At 65.2% G+C, this 24,511-nt stretch carries 24 protein-coding genes and 1 tRNA gene; 14 read left to right on the forward strand and 11 right to left on the reverse strand.

Annotated features, from left to right (window positions below; genetic code table 11):
• The first annotated feature begins 217 nt into the window (after nt 1-217).
• The 3 genes from CFP68_RS07995 to der are packed head-to-tail and all read left to right on the forward strand — an operon-like array spanning nt 218 to nt 3,754.
• On the forward strand, nt 218-868 hold the full coding sequence (locus CFP68_RS07995; protein WP_099826391.1) for a hypothetical protein: 651 nt from the start codon (nt 218-220) through the stop codon (nt 866-868).
• Nucleotides 869-904: 36 nt separating this feature from the next.
• Nucleotides 905-2,221 (forward strand): outer membrane protein assembly factor BamB family protein, encoded by a 1,317-nt coding sequence (locus CFP68_RS08000; RefSeq protein WP_338152803.1) that lies wholly within the window; start codon nt 905-907, stop codon nt 2,219-2,221.
• A 48-nt stretch (nt 2,222-2,269) separates the two neighbouring features.
• Complete coding sequence (gene der, locus CFP68_RS08005) at nt 2,270-3,754, forward strand: ribosome biogenesis GTPase Der (protein ID WP_099826392.1); 1,485 nt, start codon at nt 2,270-2,272, stop codon at nt 3,752-3,754.
• A 12-nt stretch (nt 3,755-3,766) separates the two neighbouring features.
• On the opposite strand, the gene CFP68_RS08010 is transcribed toward der, so the two are convergent.
• From CFP68_RS08010 to CFP68_RS08020, 3 genes are all read right to left on the reverse strand, one after another.
• Nucleotides 3,767-4,480, reverse strand: coding sequence for a TspO/MBR family protein (locus CFP68_RS08010; RefSeq protein ID WP_099826393.1), 714 nt, complete (start codon nt 4,478-4,480; stop codon nt 3,767-3,769).
• Between the two features lie 147 nt (nt 4,481-4,627).
• The gene (gene serS, locus CFP68_RS08015) at nt 4,628-5,917 is read right to left on the reverse strand and encodes a serine--tRNA ligase (RefSeq protein WP_099826394.1); all 1,290 of its coding nucleotides are present in this window, start codon (nt 5,915-5,917) and stop codon (nt 4,628-4,630) included.
• A gap of 101 nt (nt 5,918-6,018) precedes the next feature.
• On the reverse strand, nt 6,019-6,219 hold the full coding sequence (locus CFP68_RS08020) for a DUF6324 family protein (protein WP_099826395.1): 201 nt from the start codon (nt 6,217-6,219) through the stop codon (nt 6,019-6,021).
• Between the two features lie 136 nt (nt 6,220-6,355).
• On the opposite strand from CFP68_RS08020, the gene CFP68_RS08025 reads away from it, so the two are divergent.
• Nucleotides 6,356-6,432 (forward strand) — tRNA-His (locus tag CFP68_RS08025).
• Nucleotides 6,433-6,528: 96 nt separating this feature from the next.
• Here the strand turns inward: CFP68_RS08025 and CFP68_RS08030 are convergent.
• Entirely contained in the window at nt 6,529-6,837 is a 309-nt protein-coding gene (locus CFP68_RS08030; protein ID WP_099826396.1) for a DUF6476 family protein, read from the reverse strand.
• Here CFP68_RS08030 and CFP68_RS08035 point away from each other — a divergent pair.
• The 3 genes from CFP68_RS08035 (at nt 6,836) to CFP68_RS08045 (ending at nt 10,000) form a co-directional block, all read left to right on the forward strand.
• The gene (locus CFP68_RS08035) at nt 6,836-7,873 is read left to right on the forward strand and encodes an RluA family pseudouridine synthase (RefSeq protein ID WP_099826397.1); all 1,038 of its coding nucleotides are present in this window, start codon (nt 6,836-6,838) and stop codon (nt 7,871-7,873) included. The genes CFP68_RS08030 and CFP68_RS08035 overlap by 2 nt on opposite strands.
• 140 nt (nt 7,874-8,013) lie before the next feature.
• Nucleotides 8,014-8,910 (forward strand): RNA polymerase sigma factor RpoH, encoded by an 897-nt coding sequence (rpoH, locus tag CFP68_RS08040; protein WP_099826398.1) that lies wholly within the window; start codon nt 8,014-8,016, stop codon nt 8,908-8,910.
• 127 nt (nt 8,911-9,037) lie between these two features.
• Nucleotides 9,038-10,000: a Gfo/Idh/MocA family protein gene (locus CFP68_RS08045; protein WP_099826399.1), complete on the forward strand. Its 963-nt coding sequence runs from the start codon at nt 9,038-9,040 to the stop codon at nt 9,998-10,000.
• Between the two features lie 6 nt (nt 10,001-10,006).
• Here the strand turns inward: CFP68_RS08045 and CFP68_RS08050 are convergent, their stop codons facing one another.
• The 4 genes from CFP68_RS08050 to CFP68_RS08065 form a co-directional block, all read right to left on the reverse strand.
• Nucleotides 10,007-10,975 (reverse strand): calcium-binding protein, encoded by a 969-nt coding sequence (locus CFP68_RS08050; RefSeq protein WP_099826400.1) that lies wholly within the window; start codon nt 10,973-10,975, stop codon nt 10,007-10,009.
• 110 nt (nt 10,976-11,085) lie between these two features.
• Complete coding sequence (locus CFP68_RS08055) at nt 11,086-12,897, reverse strand: M3 family oligoendopeptidase (RefSeq protein ID WP_099826401.1); 1,812 nt, start codon at nt 12,895-12,897, stop codon at nt 11,086-11,088.
• A gap of 106 nt (nt 12,898-13,003) precedes the next feature.
• On the reverse strand, nt 13,004-14,596 hold the full coding sequence (locus CFP68_RS08060; protein WP_099826566.1) for an ATP-dependent DNA ligase: 1,593 nt from the start codon (nt 14,594-14,596) through the stop codon (nt 13,004-13,006).
• Nucleotides 14,597-14,627: 31 nt separating this feature from the next.
• The gene (locus CFP68_RS08065; protein WP_099826402.1) at nt 14,628-15,638 is read right to left on the reverse strand and encodes a ligase-associated DNA damage response exonuclease; all 1,011 of its coding nucleotides are present in this window, start codon (nt 15,636-15,638) and stop codon (nt 14,628-14,630) included.
• Between the two features lie 222 nt (nt 15,639-15,860).
• Here CFP68_RS08065 and CFP68_RS08070 point away from each other — a divergent pair, with 222 nt between their 5' ends.
• Both CFP68_RS08070 and CFP68_RS08075 read left to right on the forward strand, forming a co-directional pair.
• The gene (locus CFP68_RS08070; RefSeq protein WP_099826567.1) at nt 15,861-16,586 is read left to right on the forward strand and encodes a proteasome-type protease; all 726 of its coding nucleotides are present in this window, start codon (nt 15,861-15,863) and stop codon (nt 16,584-16,586) included.
• A 102-nt stretch (nt 16,587-16,688) separates the two neighbouring features.
• On the forward strand, nt 16,689-17,516 hold the full coding sequence (locus tag CFP68_RS08075) for a fumarylacetoacetate hydrolase family protein (RefSeq protein ID WP_099826403.1): 828 nt from the start codon (nt 16,689-16,691) through the stop codon (nt 17,514-17,516).
• A gap of 2 nt (nt 17,517-17,518) precedes the next feature.
• Here CFP68_RS08075 and CFP68_RS08080 read toward each other — a convergent pair whose 3' ends face one another.
• Genes CFP68_RS08080 through CFP68_RS08090 form a run of 3 tightly spaced genes read right to left on the reverse strand, consistent with a single transcriptional unit; the run spans nt 17,519 to nt 19,020 of the window.
• A complete protein-coding gene (locus CFP68_RS08080; RefSeq protein WP_206601897.1) occupies nt 17,519-17,797 on the reverse strand; it encodes a DUF1294 domain-containing protein in 279 nt (92 codons plus the stop codon).
• Nucleotides 17,798-17,799: 2 nt separating this feature from the next.
• The gene (locus CFP68_RS08085) at nt 17,800-18,732 is read right to left on the reverse strand and encodes an alpha/beta fold hydrolase (RefSeq protein WP_099826404.1); all 933 of its coding nucleotides are present in this window, start codon (nt 18,730-18,732) and stop codon (nt 17,800-17,802) included.
• A gap of 3 nt (nt 18,733-18,735) precedes the next feature.
• A complete protein-coding gene (locus tag CFP68_RS08090) occupies nt 18,736-19,020 on the reverse strand; it encodes an SCP2 sterol-binding domain-containing protein (protein ID WP_099826405.1) in 285 nt (94 codons plus the stop codon).
• An 83-nt stretch (nt 19,021-19,103) separates the two neighbouring features.
• On the opposite strand from CFP68_RS08090, the gene CFP68_RS08095 reads away from it, so the two are divergent.
• From CFP68_RS08095 to CFP68_RS08115, 5 genes are all read left to right on the forward strand, one after another.
• Complete coding sequence (locus CFP68_RS08095; protein ID WP_145953417.1) at nt 19,104-19,652, forward strand: tetratricopeptide repeat protein; 549 nt, start codon at nt 19,104-19,106, stop codon at nt 19,650-19,652.
• A gap of 80 nt (nt 19,653-19,732) precedes the next feature.
• On the forward strand, nt 19,733-22,882 hold the full coding sequence (locus CFP68_RS08100) for a helicase-related protein (protein WP_099826406.1): 3,150 nt from the start codon (nt 19,733-19,735) through the stop codon (nt 22,880-22,882).
• 1 nt (nt 22,883) lies between these two features.
• Nucleotides 22,884-23,273: an RNA-binding S4 domain-containing protein gene (locus CFP68_RS08105; RefSeq protein ID WP_099826407.1), complete on the forward strand. Its 390-nt coding sequence runs from the start codon at nt 22,884-22,886 to the stop codon at nt 23,271-23,273.
• Nucleotides 23,274-23,321: 48 nt separating this feature from the next.
• Nucleotides 23,322-23,660, forward strand: a complete 339-nt coding sequence (gene fdxA / locus CFP68_RS08110; RefSeq protein WP_099826408.1) for a ferredoxin FdxA — start codon at nt 23,322-23,324, stop codon at nt 23,658-23,660.
• 292 nt (nt 23,661-23,952) lie between these two features.
• Nucleotides 23,953-24,468, forward strand: a complete 516-nt coding sequence (locus CFP68_RS08115; protein WP_099826409.1) for a CarD family transcriptional regulator — start codon at nt 23,953-23,955, stop codon at nt 24,466-24,468.
• The last annotated feature ends 43 nt before the right edge of the window (nt 24,469-24,511 follow it).

A 24,511-nucleotide genomic window follows, 5' to 3' on the forward strand; every position in this document is an offset into this window, starting at 1 on the left:
GCGGATCGGCAACGGTCACCGCGCGTGATGTGGTCGATGGTCCGGGTTGTTGCCCAGCACCCCGCGCGTTCGTCATAGGGATACGCTGAACCGGGGGGTTCAGATTAGACTTTTTCTGTTGTGGCCGCAAGCGATGCTTGGCAACCATGCATGGCGCCGCCCTTGTCCCTCGGGCGTCCTTGGGGGTAAGAGAGGCGCGAAATCAGGGAGAGCGCCGGTGAGCAACAACGACAGTTTCATCGAAGAGGTCAACGAGGAGGTCCGCCGCGACCGCCTGTTCGCGATGATGCGTCGCTATGGCTGGATCGCCGTGGCGCTTGTGCTGCTGCTGGTCGGCGCCGCAGCGTTTTCCGAATGGCGCAAGGCGCAGCAGACCGAAGCCGCGCGCGCGTTCGGCGATTTGCTGTTGGCGGCGCTGGAAAACGAAGACCCCGAGGCGCGCAAGACCGCGCTGGCCGGAATCGCCCCGGCGAACCCGTCCCAGGCTGCCATCATCGCGATGTATGCCGCCGACGCGGGTGCGGACGCGACCACCGCCGACGCCGAGACACTGAACGCCGTGGCGGCACGGGCCGATCTGGATGCGGTGTATCGCGATCTGGCCGCCCTCAAGGCGGTGATCGCCGAGGGTGACGCGTTGGATCCCGCTGCGCGGGTCGAACGGCTGGCGGCGTTGACGACACCGGGCGCGCCTTACCGTTTGCTGGCGCTGGAACAGACGGCCATCGCCGAGGTGGCGCAGGGCCAGACCGACCAGGCCATCGAGCGGCTGAAAGGCATCCTGGCCGCGGACCGCGTCAGCGAAGGCTTGCGTCGCAGGGCGTCACAGTTGATTGTGGCGCTGGGCGGAACGCTGGACGCCACCTGAGAGTGGCGCGGTGATCAAGGGCGGGAGAGCGGAGTGATGATGCAAGTGAAACCGGTTCTTGCCGCGCTGAGCGTACTCGCGCTGCTCGGCGCCTGTGCCGAACCCGAAGTCATCCTGACCGGCGAACGCCTGGACCTGCGCGCGGATCTGAGCGGCGATGCCGCCGAAGCGGCGCCCGATGTGTCGCGCGCGATCGCGCTGCCCGCACCACAGGTGAACGACAGCTGGACCCAGAAAGCCGGCAGCGCGACCCATTCCATCGCCCATCCCGCGCTGGCGCCGAGCGTTGGCCGGATCTGGACCGCGAAGATTGGCGAAGGCGACGGACGCCGCCACCGGATCAGCGCCGATCCCGTCGTCGCGGGCGGGCGGATCTTCACGGTCGACAGCATGGCCCGGGTCACCGCCCACGGCTTGAACGGCGCGTTGGCGTGGTCGGTCGACCTGACCCCGCCGGGCGACAATCCGGGCGATGCCTCGGGCGCGGGCCTGGCCGTGGCGGGCGATACGTTGTTCGTCACCACCAACTTTGGCGATCTGGTCGCGCTGGACGTCGCGACCGGGCGTGAACGCTGGACCCAGGAACTGGGCGCCGCGCCTGCCGGTGCCCCCACAGTGGTCGGCGATTTCGTCTATGTCGCCACCCGCGACAGCGTCGGCTGGGCCATCGACACGTCGAACGGGCGCGTGCGCTGGACCATGTCGGGACTGCCCAGCGATCTGGGTGTCGTCGGCGGCGCCGCACCGGCCGTGAACGACCGGCTGGCGATCTTTCCCTTCGCCACGGGCGAAGTTGCGGGCGTGTTGCGTCAGGGCGGCGCGAAGATCTGGGGCGGCACCGTGGCGGGCACCCGCAAGGGCCGCGTCTATGCCCGGATCCGCGACATCAGCGGCGATCCGGTCATCGTCGGATCGCGCGTCTATGTCGGCAGCTCGTCCGGGCGCATCGCCGCGTTCGAGCTGTCGGGCGGCGCACAGGTCTGGTCGGCGCCCGAAGGCGCGATGAGCCCGGTGGTGGTCGCCGGCGGGTCGGTCTTTGCGGTGTCCGACATCGGCGAGCTGATCCGCCTTGACGCGGAAACCGGCGAACGCATCTGGGGCACGCCGTTGCCGTTCTTCGTCAAGCCGTCGGCAAAGAAACGCAAGGCGGTGGTGGGCAACTATGGCCCGGTTCTGGCCGGCGGACAGCTTTGGGTCGCGTCGGGCGACGGTGTTCTGCGCGCGTTCTCGCCGGAAACCGGGCTGCTGACCTCGACCGTGACCTTGCCCGGTGGTGCGGCGACCAACCCGGTCGTTGCAGGCCGGACACTCTATGTCGTGTCGCGGGACGGTGATCTTCACGCTTTCCGTTAGGCGCCTTAGGGTATATGGCGCGGGCTTCCACTTCGCCGTGAGGGCATCATGAGCTTTACCCTGGCCATCGTCGGCCGCCCCAACGTGGGCAAATCCACCCTGTTCAACCGCCTGGTCGGCAAGCGCCTGGCGCTGGTCGATGATCAGCCCGGTGTCACCCGCGATCTGCGCGAGGGCGAGGCGCGGCTGGGCGATCTGCGCTTCACCGTGATCGATTCCGCCGGCTTGGAGGAAGCGACCGACGACAGCCTTCAGGGCCGGATGCGCCGCCTGACCGAGCGGGCGGTGGAGCTGGCCGATGTCTGCCTGTTCCTGATCGACGCGCGGGTCGGGATCCTTCCCGCGGACCAGGTCTTTGCCGAAATCCTGCGCAAGAAGAACAGCCACGTCATCCTGGCCGCCAACAAGGCCGAGGGCCGCGCGGCGGACGGTGGCGTGATCGAGGCCTATTCGCTGGGCCTGGGTGAACCGATCCGCCTGTCGGCGGAACATGGCGAAGGGCTGAACGACCTCTATGAACAATTGCGCCCCCTGTCGGACCAGTTCGACGCCGCGCTGAAAACCGCGACGGCGACGGACACGCCGGAAACCGACATCGACGTGGACGAGGACGGCGAAAGCGACGGCCCCCGCGTGCCCACCCGCGCGAAACCGCTTCAGGTGGCCATCGTCGGCCGTCCGAACGCCGGAAAATCGACGCTGGTGAACGAGTTCCTGGGCGAGGAACGGATGCTGACCGGCCCCGAGGCGGGCATCACCCGGGACGCGATCTCGGTCAACATGGACTGGCCCGGGCCCGACGGACCGGTGCCCGTGCGCCTGTTCGACACCGCAGGCATGCGCAAGAAGGCGCGGGTTCAGGAAAAGCTGGAAAAGCTGTCGGTCTCCGACGGCCTGCGGGCGGTGAAATTCGCCGAGGTCGTGATCGTCCTGCTGGACGTCGAAGTGCCGTTCGAGCAGCAGGACCTGCGCATCGCGGATCTGGCCGAACGCGAGGGGCGGGCGGTGGTGATCGCTGTCAACAAGTGGGATCTTGAGGACGACAAGTCGAACAAGATCAAGCTGTTGCGCGAAGAGTTCGAACGCCTTCTGCCGCAACTCAAGGGTGCGCCGCTGGTGACTGTCTCGGCCAAGACCGGGCGCGGGCTGGACCGGTTGCAGGCGGCGGTGATCAAGGCGCACGAGGTCTGGAACCGACGCGTGACCACCGCGCATCTGAACCGCTGGCTGACCGGCATGATGGAGGCGCATCCGCCCCCCGCACCGGGCGGGCGGCGCATCAAGCTGCGGTATATGACCCAGGCCAAGACGCGGCCGCCGGGGTTCGTGGTGATGTGTTCCTATCCCGACAAGATGCCGGCCAGCTATTCACGGTATCTGGTCAACGGATTGCGGCTGGATTTCGATATGCCAGGCACGCCGATCCGATTGTGGTTTCGCGGGCAGGGGGATGAAAACCCCTACAAGAACCGCACGAAATCGACCCCGTCACGGTTGCGCAAGCATCTGGGAAAGGGGCGCGCCGACAGTTGAAGCCGGCGACGGTCAGGCGGCCGGCCTGGCCTTGCGCTGTGCGCGCATCCCGACGACGGTGAGACCGGCAATCAGGATGGCGCCGACCGCGGCCAGCGCGACCAGGTCGGCGTTGCGGTTCCAGTTCTGCACCGCCACGGCGATCAGCGCCCAGACCAGCGCCAGGCCATACCCCGGGGCCGGGCGGGCGCGCAGCATCGCGGCACCCAGCGCCAGCGCCACCAGCAGCGAAATCCACGCCGCGACGCTTTGCGACGTCCAGCCCCAACCGGCCAGAACCAATCCGATCGACACGCAACTGGCCGCGGTCAGCCATCCGGCATAAAGGCCCAGTGGCGCGCGCGCCAACCAGCGATCGCGGCGCGGCGCGGCAACAAGCGCGACCAGCGCCGTGATCAGCATCACCCAGATCATCGCGGTCGCCGCCAAGGGGCTGACCAGCGCAACAGGCAGCCAGGCCGCCCCTACGGCAAGCGAAACCGTCAGCGGAAGGCGCGTGCGGTCCCAATCGGCGGCCTCGCGTCGCTTCCAGACGCCGAACGCGGCGTGGACCAGAAGCCACAGATAGATCGGCCCCCAGATCGAAAACGCGTATCCTGCCGGTTGCACGGGTGGATCCGACTGTGGCACCGGATAAAGGTCGGGATCGAACCCGCCGAAGTCGGGGGTCAGCAATGGCGACACGGCAAAGGCGATCGCAACGATCAGGACAAGAACAGCTTTCATGGCGCATTGGTGGCAGAACGCATCCCCGCCGGCAACTGCCTTTTGCTTCGCGTGCAGTAAGGGCCGGTCGTGAACGCCGGGCGGTTCAAGCGCTGTCCCGGCGCCGCCAAGGGCGTGCGGAACAGCGCATGACGGGATGATCCGCCGTCAGGCCAGCGCGCCCTCGGCCGTGATGCGGGTCTTGCCACCCAGCCAAGGGTGCAGCGCGGCAGGCAGGTCGACCGAACCATCGGCCTGTTGCCCGTTTTCCAGCACCGCGATCAGGCACCGGCCGACGGCCAGGCCGGATCCGTTCAGGGTGTGGACGAATTCGGGCTTTGCGCCATCCTTCGGCTTGAACCGGGCGTTCATGCGGCGGGCCTGGAAGGCGCCGGTGTTCGAGACGGACGAGATTTCGCGGTAGGTGTCCTGCCCCGGCAGCCAGACTTCCAGGTCATGGGTGCGGCGCGCACCGAACCCCGTATCGCCTTCGCACAACAGCATCACGCGATAGGGCAGGCCCAACCGTTCGAGAATCGCCTTGGCACAATCCGTCATCCGGTCATGTTCGGCCTCGGATGCGTCGGGCGCGACGATGCTGACCATTTCCACCTTCTCGAACTGGTGCTGGCGCAGCATTCCCGATGTGTCCTTGCCGGCCGATCCCGCTTCGGAGCGAAAGCACAGCGAGTGGGCCGTCAGCCGGACCGGCAGGTCGGCGGCGTCCAGCGTCGTCTCGCGCACCGAGTTGGTCAGTGTCACCTCGGAGGTCGGGATCAGCCACCAGCCGTTGGTCGTGCGATAGCTGTCCTCGGCGAACTTCGGCAGCTGGTTGGTGCCCACCATCGCCTCGTCGCGCACCAGAACGGGGGCGTTGGTTTCCTCCAGCCCGTGTTCGGTGGTGTGGATGTCCAGCATGAACTGCGACAGGGCGCGGTGCACGCGCGCCATGGCACCGCGCAGCACGACGAACCGGCTTCCCGACAGTTTGCCGGCGGTGGCGAAATCCAGACCGCGGGCGGCGGGCAGTTGATAATGTTCGACCGGCGCGAAATCAAAGCTGCGCGGCGTGCCCCAGCGGTGGATTTCCAGGTTGTCGGCCTCATCCCGGCCCGGCGGCACGTCGGTGTCCAGGATGTTGGGCAGGGTCAGCAAAAGATCGTTCAGCTCGCGATCGAGACGCTTGGCCTCGGTTTCCATCTCGGCCACTTCGGCCTTCTTGGCGGCGACGGTGGCGCGCAGGGTTTCGAAGGTCGCGTCGTCACCGGCGGCCTTGGCGGCGCCGACCTGCTTGCTGGCGGCGTTCTGATCCGCCTTGGCGGTTTCGGCCGCCAGGATCGCGGCCCGGCGTGCATCGTCCAGCGTCAGCACCTGGTCCGCCATGCCGGACAAACCGCGACGGGCCATGGCCGTATCGAATGCGGATGGATCGTCGCGAAGCGCGCGAATGTCGTGCATGGGAACCTCCGGGTTGGTGCGCCCGCGATATGGCGCAAAATTCTTGCGACGTGAAGCCGCAAACGCGGCTTGGGCCAAGGGGTGCGCGGCTCAGCGCGCGGTCACTTTCGCGGCTTGGCCGCCAAGGCACGGGCCTGGGTGGCGGCGGCGCGGATCTCCTCGGCGATCTCGTCGGCTTCGTCGGGATCGAAATCCAGCGGCACTTCGATGCCATCGCCTTCGACGAACAGCCGCACGGTGCCGACCGATGTCGGGCCGATCTGAAGATTTGCGGTGATGTCGCTTTCCTTGTTGATACCCATGGGATCCTCCGTTCAAGGTCAATCCGGGGTATCGCGAGGCACCGGGCGGTGACAAGGCATTTGCGCTGATATGGAGGTGATTTTCGACAATCCGCCTCTTGCATCGTGCGGCCGGGAAAGCTAAATGAAGGCCCGTGCCGCCTTAGCTCAGTTGGTTAGAGCGCTTGATTGTGGATCAAGAGGTCCCTGGTTCGAGACCAGGAGGTGGTACCATTTTCCTCTCATCGTTTTGCATCCGGGCAATCCGGGCCTGTTCCGCCTTCGGCGGTGCGCTGCGCGCATGAGTATTTCAAGCAAGAAAAAACCGGCTTAGTCGTCGCGCGTGATCGTCACGGTCTGGCGGACGGTGCCGGTGGACGCATCGAGGATCAGGATGCGATCGTCGTCCGTCACCACGGCAAACCAGTCGGGGCCGCGGGTGAAGGCCGTGACCGTGGTGCCCGACGGCAGCGTCACGGCATCCGGCAACGGCACGTCGGCGCGATCGGGGAAGCGGGTGACAAACAGCCAGATCAGCACTATCAGCCCAGCCATCATGGTGGCCGTCAATCCGGTCACCAGCCATTTGAGCATGTGCAGCCCCCGGTTCAGTCCGGGGTCCAGCGGAGAGTCGTCCATGTCGATCCAATCCCTGCGTGTCGTCATCGCGGAAGCACCGCCGCCGCGTCTTGATAAGGCGTTGGCGCGGGACGTGCCAGAGGCGGCGCACCTGAGCCGGTCGCGACTGGCGCGCCTGATCGCCGAGGGCGCGGTGCGCGTCAACGGGGCAATGGTGTGCGATCAGAAGGCGCGGGTGGCGGCGGGCGACGTGGTCGAGATCGCATTGCCCGAGGCGCGCGACAGCCATATCGGCCCGGAAGACATTGCGCTGAACATCGTGCACGAGGACGCCGATCTGATCGTGATCGACAAACCGGCGGGCATGGTTGTTCACCCGGCGCCCGGGACGCCCGGCGGCACCCTGGTCAACGCGCTGTTGCACCATTTCGGTGGCGAATTGTCAGGCGTCGGGGGCGCGAAGCGGCCGGGTATCGTGCATCGCATCGACAAGGACACCAGCGGCCTTCTGGTCGTGGCCAAGAGCGACGCGGCGCATCACGGTCTGGCGGCGCAGTTCGAGGCGCATACCGCCGCGCGCCTTTATCTGGCGTTGTGTCACGGCGTGCCCGATGCCGCCGATCCCCGTTTGCGGGGCACGCGCGGCGTCAGTTTCGAGGCCGGCGCGGTGATGAAGATCACCACCCATCTGGCGCGTCACCGCACCGACCGCCAGCGTCAGGCGGTTTTGTTCCAGGGCGGGCGTCACGCGGTCACCCGGGTGGAGGTGGTCGAAACCTTCGACACGCTGGCCCTTGTCGCCTGTCGCCTGGAAACCGGGCGCACGCACCAGATCAGAGTGCATATGTCGCATGCCGGTCATGCACTGGTCGGCGATCAGACCTATGGCGGGCGGCGCCGGGCGTCGGCCAAGGCGCTGGGGGCGGATGTGGCCGCGGCTGTCGATGGGTTCGGGCGTCAGGCGCTTCACGCCGCGTCGCTGGGGTTTCGCCATCCTGTCAGTGGCGCCGAGATGATGTTCGACTCGCCGGTGCCGACGGACTTCGCAGAACTTCTGACGGTGCTGCGCGGGCGTGATGCCGTCACATCCGCGTGACAAACGGTGTCAGAACGGACCGGAACGCAGCATTGGGACGTTTGAACGTGATACAAGGGGGCTGCACTTGAAGTGAACCGAATCGTTTACTATCTGCAATGTTAAGCCTCGAAACATGAGGTAAGGACAGGGACTCTATCATGGCCAGTTATGCAAATCTTCCCGCACCGTCTCCCGAGCAGGGGTTGAACCGGTATCTTCAGGAGATCCGCAAGTTCCCCATGCTTGAGCCTGACGAGGAATACATGCTTGCCAAGCGGTGGGCCGAGGACGGCGATACCGACGCCGCGCACCAGATGGTGACGTCGCACCTGCGTTTGGCGGCCAAGATCGCCATGGGATACCGCGGCTATGGCTTGCCCCAGGCCGAGGTGATTTCCGAGGCGAACGTCGGCCTGATGCAGGCGGTCAAGAAATTCGACCCCGAGAAGGGGTTCCGCCTGGCCACCTATGCGATGTGGTGGATCCGGGCCTCGATCCAGGAATACGTTCTGCGGTCGTGGTCGATGGTCAAGCTGGGCACCACCAGCGCGCAGAAAAAGCTGTTCTTCAACCTGCGCAAGGCGAAGGCGCGGATCGGCGCGCTGGAGGACGGCGACCTGCGTCCCGAACACGTGGCCAAGATCGCCCACGACCTCAGCGTGACCGAGGCCGAGGTGATTTCGATGAACCGGCGTTTGTCGGGGGGCGATGCGTCGTTGAACGCCACGATCTCGCAGGATGGCGAGGGTGCCGCGCAGTGGCAGGACTGGCTCGAGGATGAGGACGCCGACCAGGCGACGGATTACGAGCAGCGCGATGAGTTGGAGACGCGCCGTGCGCTGTTGCTGGAAGCGATGGATGTGCTGAACGATCGCGAAAAAGACATCCTGATGCAGCGCCGGCTGGAGGATCAGCCCGTCACGCTGGAAGAACTGTCCGGGCAATACGACGTCAGCCGCGAGCGGATTCGCCAGATCGAGGTGCGCGCGTTCGAGAAGCTGCAAAAGCGCATGAAGGATCTGGCGCGCGAAAAGGGAATGATGGCGACCGCCTGATCCCGCCACCGATGGTTTCGATGACGCCGGCCCGATCGGATCGGGGCGGCGTTTTCTTTTTTGTCCCGGGCATTTCCTTCGTCGCAGCGGATGCCTAGGCTGTGGTCAAGGTGTTTGGGAGGACAGCATGGAACAGGCCATTCGGTGGGGCATACTGGGGGCGTCGAACTTCGCGCGTCAGCACATGGGTCCGGCGATTCACGCCGCCAAGGGCGCGGATCTGGTGGCGCTGGCCACGTCGTCGCCCGACAAGGCCGACGGGTTTCGCGCGTTTCAGCCCCGCCTGCGCGTTCATGACAGCTATGATGCGCTTCTTGCGGATGACGAAATCGATGCGGTTTACATTCCGCTGCCCAACCATCTGCACGTGGAATGGACGAAAAAGGCGCTGGCCGCGGGCAAGCATGTATTGTGCGAAAAGCCGATTGCCATGGTCGAATCCGACTTCGACGATCTGATCGCGGCCCGGGATGCGGCCGGCAAGCTGGCGGCCGAAGCCTATATGATCGTGCACCATCCCAACTGGCAACTGGCGCAACGGCTGTATGCCGAAGGCGCGATCGGCCGGCTGATGTATGTCGATGGTGTCTTTGCCTACAACAACACCGACATGGAGAATATCCGCAACCGTCCCGAAACCGGGGGTGGGGGACTGCGTGATATCGGGGTCTATACCTTCGGGTCGGCGCGGTTCGTGACGGGGGCCGAGCCTTCGGGCGTCGACGCAAGGCTGACGTTCGAGAACGACGTTGACACCTTCGCGCACATCGGTGCTGATTTTCCGGGGTTCCGCTACAACTGCGTCGTGTCGACCCGGATGTTCCCCAGCCAGCGCATGACGTTCCATGGCGACAAGGGGCGCATGACGGTGAAGGGGCCGTTCAACGCCGGGGTCTTCTGCGAGGCGCAACTGGAGATCGAGAACGCGGCAATGGAAGTGACGACCCATCGCTTTCCCGCCGTGAACCAGTATGTTCTGCAGGTCGAGGCGTTCGGGCGATCCTTGCGCGACGGCACGCCCTATCCCTGTCCGCTGGAGTTCAGCCGTGGCACGCAGCGGATGATCGACATGGCGTTCGCGGCAGGCTGAGCCGACTCAGACGCGCACCAGTTCGATCTGTGCCAGGGTCAGATCCTCGATGCCCGGCAGCTGCGCGACCGCCTGACCATTCGCCAGGATCACGGCGGCCGCTTGGGTCGTGTCGGTGGCCGCCGTCATTTCGATGGTCAGCTCCGGCATCGTGTCGCCGTCGTATTCCAGCACTAGCATGTCGTCGTCGGCATCGAAATCGGTGATGACAGCGGGGCCGGCGGTGTCGGCGTCGGCGTCGGCGTCGGGTTGGCCGATGGCGTCGTCCAGGACGAACTGGTCGTTGCCGGTGCCGCCGGTCGCGGTGTCGGCGGCGCCGAGGATCAGACGGTCGTCGCCGTCGCCACCCTCAAGCGTGTCGGCCAGATCGGGATCGACGGTGCGCGACAGGGTCGTGTCATCGTAAAGGCCGTTCAGCGTGTCGTCGCCCGCACCGCCGCGCAACAGATCGGCCCCGGCCCCCCCGTAAAGCAGATCGTCGCCCGCGTCACCGTTTAGCGTATCGTCGTCGTCACCGCCTTCCAGCGTGTCGTCGCCATAACCACCGCTGATCGAATCGCGGCCCGAGTCGCCAAGGATGCTGTCGTTGCCCGCGTCGCCGGCAAGGGTGTCGTCGCCAAAACCGCCGGCGGCCGTGTCATTCCCGTCGCCCAGCGTCACAAGGTCATCGCCCACCCGCGCCTGCACGCTGTCGTCGCCGGCGCCGGCATTGATCGTGTCGTCGCCGAACCCGGCCGCCACACTGTCGTCGCCGCCCAACAGGTCATAGCGGGCATCGGCATCGGACACCGACGTGAAGCTGTCGGCGCCCTCGGTCCCCGGAAAGTCGAGCGGCACGATCGTCGGTTGCGCGTTGTCGGGCGGGGTATCGTCGGCAGACTCGTCGTCGTCCCCCAGAAGCGATCCGAAATCCAGGAAAGACGCCGACAGCAATCCGATCAGCGCGGCGATATTTCCGAGAAACAAGGGGTCCATGGGTCGCGCTCCGATCCGCTTTCGATCAACGGTGAAAGGTTAACGCGACTATTTGGCATAAATAAGATGCATCCGGCGCGCCCTGGGACGCCACCGGATGCATCAGGGGATCAATCCTCCATGGCTTCCAATTCGTCGATGAAACCTTCGATCATCGAAAGCCCCTTGTCCCAGAACGCCGGGTCCGACGCATCGAGGCCAAAGGGCGCCAGAAGTTCCTTGTGGTGCTTGGATCCGCCGGCTTTCAGCATCTCGAAATACTTTTCCTGAAAGCCGGGGCTGCCTTCCTCATAAACCGCATAAAGGGCGTTCACCAACCCGTCACCGAAGGCATAGGCATAGACGTAGAAGGGCGAGTGGACGAAATGCGGCACATAGGCCCAGAAGGTTTCATATCCGTCCATGAAGCTGAACGCCGGGCCCAGCGATTCGCCCTGCACCGACATCCACAGCGCGTTGATGTCATCGGGGGTCAATTCGCCACCGCGCCGCGCCTCGTGCAGCTTGCATTCGAAATCGTAGAACGCGATCTGGCGCACGACGGTGTTGATCATGTCCTCGACCTTGCCGGCCAGCAGGACCTTGCGCTCGGCCTTGGTCTGCGCGCTGGCCAGCAGCTTGCGGAAGGTCAGCATCTCGCCGAACACACTGGCGGTTTCGGCCAGCGTGAGGGGGGTCGACGCCAGCAATTCGCCCTGATCGGCGGCCAGCACCTGATGCACGCCGTGGCCCAGTTCATGGGCCAGTGTCATCACGTCGCGCGGTTTTCCAAGGTAGTTCAACATCACGTAGGGGTGCACGTCGGTGACGGTTGGATGGGCAAAGGCACCGGGGGCCTTGCCGGGTTTCACGCCCGCATCGATCCAGCCCTTTTCGAAGAACGGCGTCGTCAGATCGGCCATTTCGGGCGAGAAATCCGCATAGGCATCCATCACCATCTCGCGCGCGCGATCCCATCCGACGGTCTTGGGATCTTCCAGCGGCAGGGGGGCGTTGCGGTCCCAGACCTCAAGCGTGTCGAGACCCAGCCATTTTCGCTTCAGCTCGTAATAGCGGTGCGACAGGCGGGGATAGGCGGCAACGACGGCGTTGCGCAACGCCTCGACCACTTCGGGTTCGACGTGGTTGGCAAGGTGACGCCCGGTCTGGGGCGTCGGCATCTTGCGCCAACGATCCTCGATCTCCTTCTCCTTGGCCAACGTGTTGTGGACCCGGGCGAACAGCGCGATGTTCTTGCCGAACACCCGGGCAAGTTCGCGCGCGCCCATTTCGCGGCGGGCACGGTCGGGATCTGTCAGCAGGTTCAGCGTGGCCTCGATGCCCAGATCCTCGCCGTCGATCTCGAAGGTCAGGCCGGCAATGGTTTCGTCGAACAGACGGTTCCAGGCGGCGGCACCGACGGTCGACTGGTCGTGCAGGAACCGCTCAAGCTCATCCGACAACTGGTGGGGGCGCATGGCGCGCAGCCGCGCGAACACCGGTTCATAGCGGGCCAGATCGCCGTTCGCGGTGAACAGCGCTTCGAGATCGGCGTCGGGGATGCGGTTGATTTCGAGCGAGAAAAACACCAGCGGCGTGGTGAACGTGGTGATCTTGTCCTGCATGTCGGACATGAACTTGGCCCGGTGCGGATCGGTGGTGTTCTGGTAATACCGCAACCCCGCGAACGACATGATGCGTCCGGCGACGCCGTCGATCTTTTCATAGGCGTGAACACACCCGAGCATCCCCGCGGCGTCAAGATCCGCCAGCTTGCCTTCGTATGTGGCGGCGAAATCGGCGCAGGCGGTTTCCAGCCAGTCCAGATCGCGCGTCAGTTCGGGCGCATCCTCGGCCGGGTAGAGATCGGTCAGATCCCACTCGGGAAGATCGCCGAAGTCCTGACCATGGGGCGCGTTGGCGTCGAAGACGGGAGTTTGCATGGGGGCCTCTTTGCTTGGGTTGATGGGAACATATGAGGCGTGGTCGCCGGTTGCCAGTGTCGACGCCTCCGGCGGGAGTATTTCGGTCGGCAAGAAGCCAGGGACGTCAGCCATAGGCGGCCAGCATGTCCTTGAGATCGGCCAGGGTGTTCGCTTCGGACACGGGTTTGTCATGGCGCCAGCGCGACATGCGCGGAAAGCGCAGCGCGACGCCGGATTTGTGCCGCGGTGATTTCTGGATGCCTTCGAAGGCGATCTCGAACACATGTTCGGGTCTCACCCGGCGCACCGGTCCGAAACGTTCCAGCGTGTTCTTGCGGACCCAGGCGGTGATACGGTTGAATTCGGCGTCGGTCAGGCCGCTGTAAGCCTTGGTGAACGGGACCAGATTTTCGCCGTCGCGCACGGCGAAGGTGAAATCGGTGAACAGGTTGGCGCGCCGGCCGTGGCCCTGCTGGGCATAGATCATCACGGCGTCGATGGTCAGCGGATCGACCTTCCACTTCCACCAATCGCCCTTCTTGCGCCCGTCGCGGTAGGGGCTGTCGTTGCGTTTCAGCATCAGCCCCTCGGCATGGCGGTCACGGGAGGTTTGCCGCAGGCTTGCAAGGTGCGACCAATCCGTGAAGGGAATGCGTTCCGACAGCCGCAGCGGCGCGTCGGACGGAACGGACCCGACAAGTGTTTCCAGCCGCTGGCGACGTTCGATGAAGGGGGTCTGGCGGATATCCTCGCCGCCGTGTTCGATCAGGTCATAGGCACGCAGGATCACCGGCGCCTCGGCCAGCAGTTTCTTCGGCACCGTCTTGCGCCCCAGACGTTTCTGCAAGGCGTTGAACGGCATCGGCTTTCCATCCTTCCAGGCCAGCAGTTCGCCGTCCAGCACCGTGCCGTCGGGCAGGTGATCGGCGGCGCGGGCGAATTCGGGAAAGCGGTCGGTGATCAGCTCCTCACCCCGGCTCCAGAGGTGGAATTGCCCCTGCCGCACGATGAGTTGCCCACGGATGCCGTCCCATTTCCATTCGGCAGCCCACTGCGCGGGGTCGCCCAGGGCGTCGGGCGGATCATCGAGCTGATAGGCGAGGTAGAACGGATAGGGTTTAGACAGGTCGGCCGAGGGGTCGGGTGTGAGCACCAGGCTTTCGAAGGATTGTGTCTCGGGCGTCCAGTTTCCCATCAGGCGATGGGCAAGGTCCGGCTCGTCGATGCCGGTGGCCTTGGACAGTGCGCGCGTCATCAGCTTCTGCGACACGCCCATGCGGAAGCCGCCGGTGATGAGCTTGTTGAAAACAAAGCGCTGGGTCGTTTCCATCTGGTCCCATGCGGCGAGAACGGCGCGCTTTCGCGCCGGTTCGTCCAGTGCCGACAGTCCGCGGATCACGCCGATCCAGTGGCTCAGCGACAGGTCCGTCGCATGGGACGGGGGCGGCAGGATCAGGGCGATGGTTTCGGCCAGGTCGCCGACGATGGGATAGGATTCCTCGAACAGCCACAGGGGGATCGACGCGCGTTCGGCGGCCCAGGTGCGCAGCAGGCCCGTGGTGACGGTGCGTTTTGGCCGGCGTCCGGACAAAAGCGCGATGGTCCACAGGCGGTCATCCTCGGGCGCCTCGGTCAGGTAATCCGCCAGGGCGGCGACCTTCAGCGTTGTCTTCGTGGTCTGATCCAGCCGGGTGAACAGGGCGGCAAAGCGGTTCATGGGGTGCCGCCCGCGGATGTGGCGCGCGCGCTCATGCCGCATCCTCGCCATCGAGGGATTCACCGCCGAAGTCGGTTTGCACCACCGCCGCGTCGTATCCCTGATCCGCCAGCCAGCGGCTGAAGATCGAGGTGTATCCATGGGTGACGAAAATCCGCTCGGCCCCGGTTTCGCGGATCGCCTGGTTCAGACCGCTCCAATCGGCATGGTCGGACATCACGAAGCCGCGGTCGGCGGCACGACGGCGGCGCACCCCGCGCAGCGCCATCCAGCCGCTTGCGAAACCGCTGGAGGCGGGGGCGAACCGTCGCGCCCAAGGCGTGCCGAGGGCCGAGGGCGTGGCCAGGATCAGGGCGCCGGGATGATCCTTGGGCTTCAGATCGGGCGTCACCAGCGTGGTGTCGGGCAGGGCAATTCCCTGGGCGCGCATGATCGCGTTGGTGTTTTCGACCGCGCCATGGGTCAGGATCGGACCGATGTCGGGGTCCAGCAACGACAGCAGGCGCTGCGCCTTGCCCAGCGCATAGGCGCCGAGGATCGTCGCCTGTCCGTTCGCCGCGTTGGCCGCCCACCACGCGTTCAGCGCCCGGGCGGTTTCGGCCTGTGGCTTCCACTTGAATACCGGCAGGCCAAAGGTGCTTTCGGTGATGAAGGCGTGGCATCTGACCGGCTCGAATGGTTCGGACAAACCGTCGTTCTCAAGCTTGTAATCGCCGGAGGCGACCCAGATTTCGCCGCCCCGTTCGACGCGGATCTGCGCCGAGCCGGGCACATGGCCGGCGGGATGGAACGAGACGGCCACATCGTTGAACATGATGCGTTCGCCATAGCGCACGGTTTCAAGGTGGATATCGCCCAGCCGGTGACGCATCACGGGGGCCGCGGCGGCGGTGGCCAGATACCGCGCGTGGCCGGGGCGGGCATGGTCGGCGTGGCCATGGGTGATCAGCGCGCGATCGACCGGACGCCACGGGTCGATGTGGAAATCGCCAGCGGGGCAGTGGATACCGCGATCGGTAAAGGTGAGAAGCGCGTCGGCCATGAAACGCCAGATAGGGCGCGCCCGTCGCCCGGCCAGCGGGACGGCGGGATTGTCCGGCGCCGGGTATTGTCGATGACGTTTCGGGCCGCCGACGTCTGGGCCCCGGATGCGCCAATCGCCTTGACGCCCTGGGAAGGGCGGTGTGCAGTGATCCATCACGACCGCTTGGCAGCCGGGTTCGCCGGGCGCGGCACGTGCTTGGATCAGGACGGCGGTGATGAGATGACCTATTGCGTGGGAATGTTGCTGAACGCGGGCATGGTCCTGTTGTCGGACACGCGCACCCATGCCGGGTTGGATCACGTTTCGACCTATCGCAAGATGTTCACGTTCGAGGAGCCCGGTGAACGGGTCGTCGCGATCATGACGGCCGGATCGCTGTCGGTGACGCAAGCTGTCATCGCGCGCCTGCGCGACGGGATCGACGCGGCCGAAGGGGCGGCAAGACCGTCGATCATGCAGGCCGAGACGATGTTGCAGGTGGCCGAAATCGTCGGGAACACCCTGTCGGACGCGGCCGGCGACATCTCGGCCAGAATGAACGCCATGTCGCAGAATGCGGCGGCCACGGTGCTGGTGGCGGGCCAGCGGCGCGGTGGTGCGATGCGCATGTTCCTGGTCTATCCCGAGGGCAATTTCATCGAAGCGACATCGGACACCCCGTTTCTTCAGCTGGGCGAGCACAAGTACGGCAAGCCGATTCTCGATCGGGTGGTGAACATGGACACCTCGTTGGTCGACGCGCAGAAGGCGGTTCTGCTTTCGATGGATTCGACCCTCCGCTCGAACCTGTCTGTCGGCATGCCGCTGGACCTGGTGGTGATCGAGGCGGACCAGATGAAGGTCGCCCGGCAGCGCCGGATCGAGCCGGACGATCCGGCGTTCCACCGGATGCGCGCGGCATGGTCCGAGGTGCTGTATCGGGGGTTCGACGAAATCCGGCTTTGACGCCATCGGCCCGGCGCGGCGCGCGGTGGCATTTTGCGCGCCCATGACTTGACGTTCCGGCGTGCCTGCCGTCTTGTCCGCGCGTTGGTCTCGGAGATTGATATGCGTTTTCTGCGGTTCGGTGCAGTCGGGTCAGAACGGCCCGGCGTTCTCGACGACAACGGCGCCCTGCGCGACATCTCGGATTCCGTCGGTGACCTGGCGGGCGCCGCGCTGGACCGGCTTGATGCAATCGACCCGCGCCAGTTTCCGCTGGTGGACGGCACACCGCGCCTGGGAATGCCGGTGGCCCATGTCGGCAAATACATTTGCGTCGGCATGAACTATACCGATCACGCCCGTGAAAACGGCATGCAGCCCCCGCGCGAGCCGATCATCTTCCTGAAGGCGACGTCGGCGTTGTGCGGTCCGACCGATCGCATCGATCTGCCGAAAGGATCGCAGAAGGCGGATTGGGAAGTCGAACTGGGCGTCGTCATCGGCCGCCACGGCAAGAACATCACCGAGGCCGACGCGCTGAGCCACGTGGCCGGCTATGTCACCGTCAACGACCTGAGCGATCGCGAGTTTCAGATCGAACGCGCGGGCCAGTGGACCAAGGGCAAATCCGCCGATACCTTCGGGCCGGTCGGCCCCTGGCTGGTCACGCCGGACGAGGCGGGCGATCCCCAGAACATGACGCTGCGGACCTGGGTGAACGGCAAGATCATGCAGGACGGACACACCTCGAACATGATCTTTCCGGTCGTGCGGCTGATATCCTATGTCTCGCAATTCATGTCGCTGCATCCCGGCGACATCATCGCCACGGGATCACCCTCCGGCGTCGGCATGGGGCGGCGTCCGCAGGTCTATCTGAAGCCGGGTGATGTGGTCGAGGCCGAGGTGGGCGTGCTGGGACGCCAGCGCCAGGAAGTGTTCGCGCCCTGAGGTCACCACCCCAGCGCGATCCATGCCGCAAGGGCCGCGATCTGAAGCGCGACGATCAGGTTCAGGCGTCCGGCAAACGGGCGTTTGCGCGTCTTGTGGCGAAACCGCCATTGCGCCAGTTTCGCCCCGGGCGAGCCGCCAATCAGTGCAAGTTTCAGCAGCGTATGTTCCGGGATGCGCCATTCGCGCATCTCGGCGCGCCTCTTGTCGATACCGAATGCCGCGACGGTGATCCCGTTGATCAGGATCAGCCACACCGCGATGACGCCGCTAAGGGTCACGCTCAGCCGTTGGCGGTGAACAGGGCGGCGGCGGCGTCGAAGAACCGGGCGCGAATCGCCGGCGTCTCCATCATCACCTCGTGCCGGGCGGTCGGGATCACCTCCAGGGTGCCGTTCTTCCAGTGCGCCATGCGCGCGTCGATCCGTGTGCGATCGACGATCGCCTCGCAGTCGCCGACCCAGGTCAGCGCGGGCACATCGGGCGACGGGCGCGCGGCCAGCGCGCGTGTCTCGCTCAGCGCTTCGTGCAGCCAATGCAGCGACGGGCCACCGATGATCAGGTCGGGATGCGCCTCGATCTGGCGGTGCATATAGGTCCACATCTCGGGATCCTGGGTCAGCAGGTTGTCGGCGAAACCGGTGTCGGACACATAGGCGCGGCCGTTGGTGCCCGGCGCATAGCGGTTCGAAAACCCCAGCGACCGGCCCGCCCACGACAGTGACCATGCCACCGGACGCAGGCCCGCAGCCATGGTGATGCCCCACATCGGCGCCGAAAACGCGACGGCCGGCACATCCAGCCCCTCATAGAGCGCGCGCAGGCCGATCGCGCCGCCCATGGAGTGGGCGACAAGATAGAACGGGCGCGGCGTGTCCATTGCGCGGGCTGCCCTCACGATGGCGGCGACGTCGGCCTGATAGTCGGGGAAGTGGTCGACATGGCCGCTGTGGGGATCGTCGTGGATACGGTCCGACAATCCCTGGCCGCGCCAGTCCACCGCCACCATGGCAAAGCCGCGATCGGCAAATTCGCGCGCTGTGCGGCCGTATTTCTCGATATATTCGGTGCGGCCGGGAAACAGCAGCACGGTGCCGCGCGGCCCCGGCTTCCAGGCCGCCATGCGAAGCCGCAATCCGTCGCTGGTGGTGATCCAGTTACAGGACGGGCCGTCGGGTGCATCCGCGATGTCGGCGTAAAAGGGGGCCGCGTTCATGTTTCAGGCAAGAGCCGAGGCAAGTTTCATCGCCTGGCCCATGTCGCCGTCGATCGTCAGACGGCCGGACATGAACGCCGTTGTCGGGTTCAGATCGCCTTCGATGATCTCGCGGAAGGTATCGGCGTCGGCGTTCATCGTGACTGCGGCCGGTTCGTCGCCGGCGCGCGCGCCATCGCTGTCCAGCATGATGCAGCCTTCGTCTTCGATGACGAACTTGGCCGATCCGTCGAAGTCGCCGATCTTCGCGTTCAGGGTTGTGACGGCGTCGTTGATCAGGTCACTCATGTCAAATCCTCTTTATCGTGATGGCAAACGGGGTGTGTTTCTGGCGTTCTGCGCTATTATACCAACCTGATATGAGGTGGTTCATGCAATATCTCAAATGTGCCGTGGCGGCATTCGCGATCACGATCTTCGCCGCACTTCCCCTGCGGGCGCAACAGGGCGATCTGGACGCGCTGTTCGAGACGCTGAAAGCGGCGGACGCGGATGCCGCGCCCGCCATCGTCGACCGGATCTGGACCGAATGGTCGAAATCCGGCTCGCCGGCGATGGATTTGCTGCTGAAACGGGGCCGCGACAGCATGGAGGCCGAGGAATTCGCCAAGGCCGCCGATCATTTCGGCGCGCTGATCGACCACGCGCCCCACTTCGCCGAAGGATACAATGCACGGGCGACGGCATATTTCCGGCTGGGCCGTTATGGCCTGTCGCTTGCCGATATCCGCAGCGCCCTTGCCCTGAACCCGCGCCATTTCGGCGCCATGGCCGGCCTTGCATCGATACAGGAGGAGTTGGGCTTTCAGACCGACGCCCTGGCGACCTGGCGGCGGGTGCTGGACATCAACCCGAACGATGAACACGCCGCACAGGCCGTGCTGCGCCTGGGCACGCTGGCCGATGGTGTGCAGATCTGAACATTCCCCGCTCCCCCGCCTTGTGAGCGGCGGCACTTTGTTGTCTGTTGCCCCCGAACGCGGCCATCGAAAGAACAGCCATGGACACGTCAGGGCGGATCACCGCCGTTCTCGGACCCACCAACACCGGCAAGACGCATTATGCCATCGATCGGATGCTGGGCTATCGCACGGGCATCATCGGCCTGCCGCTGCGCCTGCTTGCGCGCGAGGTCTATGACAAGATCGTCGCGGCGCGCGGCCCGTCGGTGGTGGCCCTTGTCACCGGCGAGGAACGGATCGTGCCCGAGCGCGCCCAATACTGGGTCTGCACGGTCGAGGCGATGCCCGAGGGGATGGGCGCCGATTTCCTGGCGATCGATGAAATCCAGCTGTGCGCCGATCCCGAGCGTGGTCACGTGTTCACCGACCGCCTGCTGCGCAGTCGCGGCACCCACGAGACGTTGTTCATGGGGGCCGAAACCATGCGCGGCGCCATCGCGGCGCTGGTGCCCAAGGCCCAGTTCCTGCGCCGCGAGCGGTTCTCGACCCTCATCTATACCGGAGCCAAGAAGATTTCGCGGATGCGACCGCGCAGCGCCATCGTCGGATTCTCGGTCGACAACGTTTATGCCATCGCCGAGCTGATTCGCCGCCAGAAGGGTGGCGCGGCCGTTGTTATGGGCGCGCTGTCGCCACGCACGCGCAACGCGCAGGTCGAGATGTATCAGAACGGCGACGTGGATTTCCTGGTCGCCACCGACGCCATCGGCATGGGGCTGAACCTGGACATCGGGCATGTGGCCTTTTCCGGCCTGTCCAAGTTCGACGGCCGGCGGATGCGCACGCTGGCGCCGAACGAATTGGCGCAGATCGCGGGCCGGGCCGGCCGATACATGACCGACGGCACGTTCGGCGTGACGGGCGAGGCGCCGCCGCTGGACGAAGGCGTGGTCCAGGCGATCACCGACCACCGGTTCACCCCGCTGAAACGCCTGCAATGGCGCAACGCGCGGCTGGAATTCGGCACCGCGCACGCCCTGATCCGCAGCCTCGAAGCGCCCTGCGACACACCCGGCCTGCTTGAGCCGGGCGATGCCGACTGGCTGGCGCGCGCGCGCGAAGCCGACGATCTGACCGCGTTGAAGACGCTGATCGACATCCCCGAGGTCGCAGCCCGCTGCACCGACGCCAGGGGGGTGCGGCTGTTGTGGGATGTGTGCCGGATTCCCGACTTCCGGGGTATCTCGAAGGGTGAGCACGCCAACATGCTGGAACGCATCTTCGGGTTCCTGTGCGAATGGGGTCGGGTGCCCGACGATTGGCTTGCACGACAAATTAAGCGGATCGATCGAACCGATGGCGACATAGACGCGTTGTCCAAGCGATTGGCCTTTATCCGGACGTGGACGTATGTTGCACAGCGCAAGGGTTGGGTTGATGACGAAAGCCATTGGCGCGGGGCAACCCGTGCCGTAGAAGACCGTCTGTCGGACGCATTGCACAGTGCGCTGACGCAGAGATTTGTGGACCGGCGCACGTCCGTGCTGTTGCGCCGGCTCAAGCAAAAGGAGAGCCTTGTGGCCGAGGTGAACGATAAGGGTGAAGTGACCGTCGAAGGTCAGGCATTGGGACGCTTGCAGGGCTTCCGGTTCCACCAGGACCAATCCGCCTCGCCTGACGAGGCGAAAACCCTGCGCCAGGCGGCAATCGCGGCGCTGAAGCCCGAGTTCCACTTGCGCGCCGACCGGTTCTATAACGCTCCGGATACGGAAATCGACTTTACCGAACAGGGCGGCCTGATGTGGGGCGACATGGCGGTGGGCAAGCTGGTCGCCGGCTCGGATCCGATGAAGCCCGGTGTCGAAGCCTTCGTGGACGACGAAGGTGGACCCGAGGTGGCGCAGAAGGTGCAGCGCCGGTTGCAACATTTCATCGACCGGCGCGTCTCGACCCTGTTCGAGCCGCTGCTGGCGATGCAGCGCGACGAGACGTTGGCCGGCTTGGCGCGCGGTTTTGCCTTCCGGATGATCGAGACGATGGGGGTTCTTCCCCGCGAGTCTGTCGCCGGAGAGGTCAAGGAGCTGGACCAGGACGCGCGCGCGTCGTTGCGCAAGCATGGCATCCGCTTCGGCCAGTTCACGATTTTCCTGCCCCTGCTGCTGAAACCTGCACCGACGCGCCTGCGCTTGGTGCTGTGGTCGCTGTCCAAGGGATTGGACGATTTCCCCGAAAGTCCGCCGCCGGGCCTGGTGACGATCCCGGTGAATGCCAGCCTGCCCGAGGGCGCACACCTGATGTCCGGGTATCGCGCAGCGGGCGAACGGGCGATTCGCATCGACATGCTTGAGCGGCTGGCGGACATGCTGCGCGGCGAAAACAGCCGTGCCGGGTTCGAGGCGAAGGCCGACATGCTGTCGATCACCGGCATGACGCTGGAGCAATTCGCCGGACTGATGCAGGGTTTGGGTTACCGCGCCGAAAAGGGCGAACGCCCCAAGGTCAAGGCAGCGCCCAAGGCGGCAGACACGCCCCTGACCGACGTGCCCCAGGATCCGCCGGCACCCGCGCCTGACGAAGCGCCGGGCGATCAGCCGTCCGAAACACCGGCTGAACCGCCTGCCGAACTTCCGGGTCAGGCGCCCGACGAATCCCCTCAGGGGCCGCCGGTCGAGGCCCCCGATACCGTGCCGGACGACGCACCGCTGATCCCACCCGCCGGCAGCGCGCCCGCACCCGAGGAGATGCCCGTCAATCCCGCCGAAGTCGACGTCGAAAGCCTGGCGACAGATATCGCGATGGAGCGTCCCGGCGATCCGGATCTGGCCGCCGCACTCGACACCGATCAGCGTCAGAACATGCCGGGACAGCAGAACGTCGACCGCCCCGGCGAATCGCCCGACGCGGCGCAGCCGGAAACCGGATTGCCCGATGACATGACGCAGGCGTCGGTAACGGGGACGGAAACGGCACCGACCGAAACCGAGGTCTTCTATACCTTCCGCTGGGGCGGCAACCGGCGCGAAGGCCCCGGCGCCGCGAGGAACAAGCGCACCCGTCCCGATGGGCGCGCCGGCGACAAGCCTCAGCAGGGCCGCAACAAGGCGCCCCGTGGCAAGCCTGCCCGTGGCGGTGGCGCCGATACGAAACCGGCCAAGTCGTTCGAGGCCCGACCGGCCCGGCGCGAGAAACAGATCGACCCCGACAATCCCTTCGCCGCAGCGCTAATGGGACTGAAGGACAAATCGTGACGTGACCGGCGACGAGCGGTCCTCGATCCGGGTCGACAAGTGGCTGTGGTTCGCGCGATTCTTCAAGACGCGCGGGATCGCCGCCAAACTGGTGACATCGGGGCACCTGCGCATCAACGGCGAGCGTGCGGGAAAACCTGCACGCGTCGTCGGCCCGGGCGACGTTCTGACCTTTCCACAAGGGCAGGTGGTGCGCGTGGTGGAAGTCTGCGACTGCGGAACACGGCGGGGGCCGGCCCCCGAAGCGCAACTTCTGTACCATGACCGAACCCCGACCGAGATCGTGACCCCCGATGTCGTGCGCCGCGAAAGCGGCGGACGACCCACGGGAAAGGCCCGGCGCGACATGGCGGCACAGGTTGCGCGGATGCGCGAGGGGCCGCTTGAATGATCCGGATCGCTGGGCTAGGTCAGGGCGAATCTGAAGTGGACCGGCCCAATGACCTATATTGTCACCGACAATTGCATTGCCTGCAAATACACCGACTGCGTCGAAGTGTGCCCGGTGGATTGCTTTTACGAAGGCGAAAACATGCTGGTGATCCATCCTGACGAATGCATCGACTGTGGCGTGTGCGAACCCGAATGCCCCGCCGACGCGATCCGTCCGGACACCGAACCCGACATGGATCAATGGGTCGAGTTCAATCGCAAATACTCGGAAGCCTGGCCTGTCATCATCAGCAAGAAGGATCCTCTGCCCGAGGCCGAGGAACGCGATGGCGAGGAAGGCAAGATGGCCAAGTATTTCTCGGAAAAGCCGGGCGAGGGCGGCTGAGCCGCGCAATCGATTCGGCACTTCATGCTGCGGCGCAGCGTCGCCGTTTGCCGGATTCGGTCATGTTTTCATGACGTTTCGGCGCTGCAGTTGCGGCATCTTCCCGTATGGCGATTTTTGTGTTATGTTCAAAGCACATGGAAGGCTGCTGCATACGATTTGGGGATGACGCGCACTGCTGCGCGACAAGGTTTGACCTGACATCGGAATGACCATCTGCGGTCGAGGGTGGACGCCCTCGCCGTTGATGGCTGCTTTGCGACCTGGGATCGAGATGGGAAAGAGTGTCCGAATGAGCAAGACTAAGAAACTGGAATTCCGCCCGAACGAATACGTTGTCTATCCGGCGCACGGCGTCGGCCAGATCGTGTCGATCGAAGAGCAGGATATCGCCGGCATGACGCTGGAACTGTTCGTGATTTCGTTCGAGAAAGACAAGATGACGTTGCGCGTGCCGACCCACAAGGCAACCGAAGTGGGCATGCGTTCGCTGTCGTCCCCCGATATCGTGACGCAGGCGATGACGACGCTGAAGGGCAAGGCCAAGGTCAAGAAGGCCATGTGGTCGCGGCGTGCGCAGGAATATGAACAGAAGATCAACTCGGGCGACCTGATCGCCATCGCCGAAGTGGTGCGCGATCTGCACCGCAGCGACGACCAGCGCGAACAGAGCTATTCCGAGCGTCAGCTTTACGAAGCCGCGCTCGAGCGTCTGACCCGCGAAGTGGCTGCCGTCAGCGGCGGCGATGAAACGCTGGCCCAGAAGCAGGTCGGCGACGTCCTGATCAGCCGCGCCGCCGCGGCCTGAAGCTCCCACATCACAGTGCAAGACATTGCCGTCCGGATCACAC

Source organism: Oceaniglobus indicus, assembly GCF_002751875.1.
Taxonomy (GTDB): domain Bacteria; phylum Pseudomonadota; class Alphaproteobacteria; order Rhodobacterales; family Rhodobacteraceae; genus Oceaniglobus; species Oceaniglobus indicus.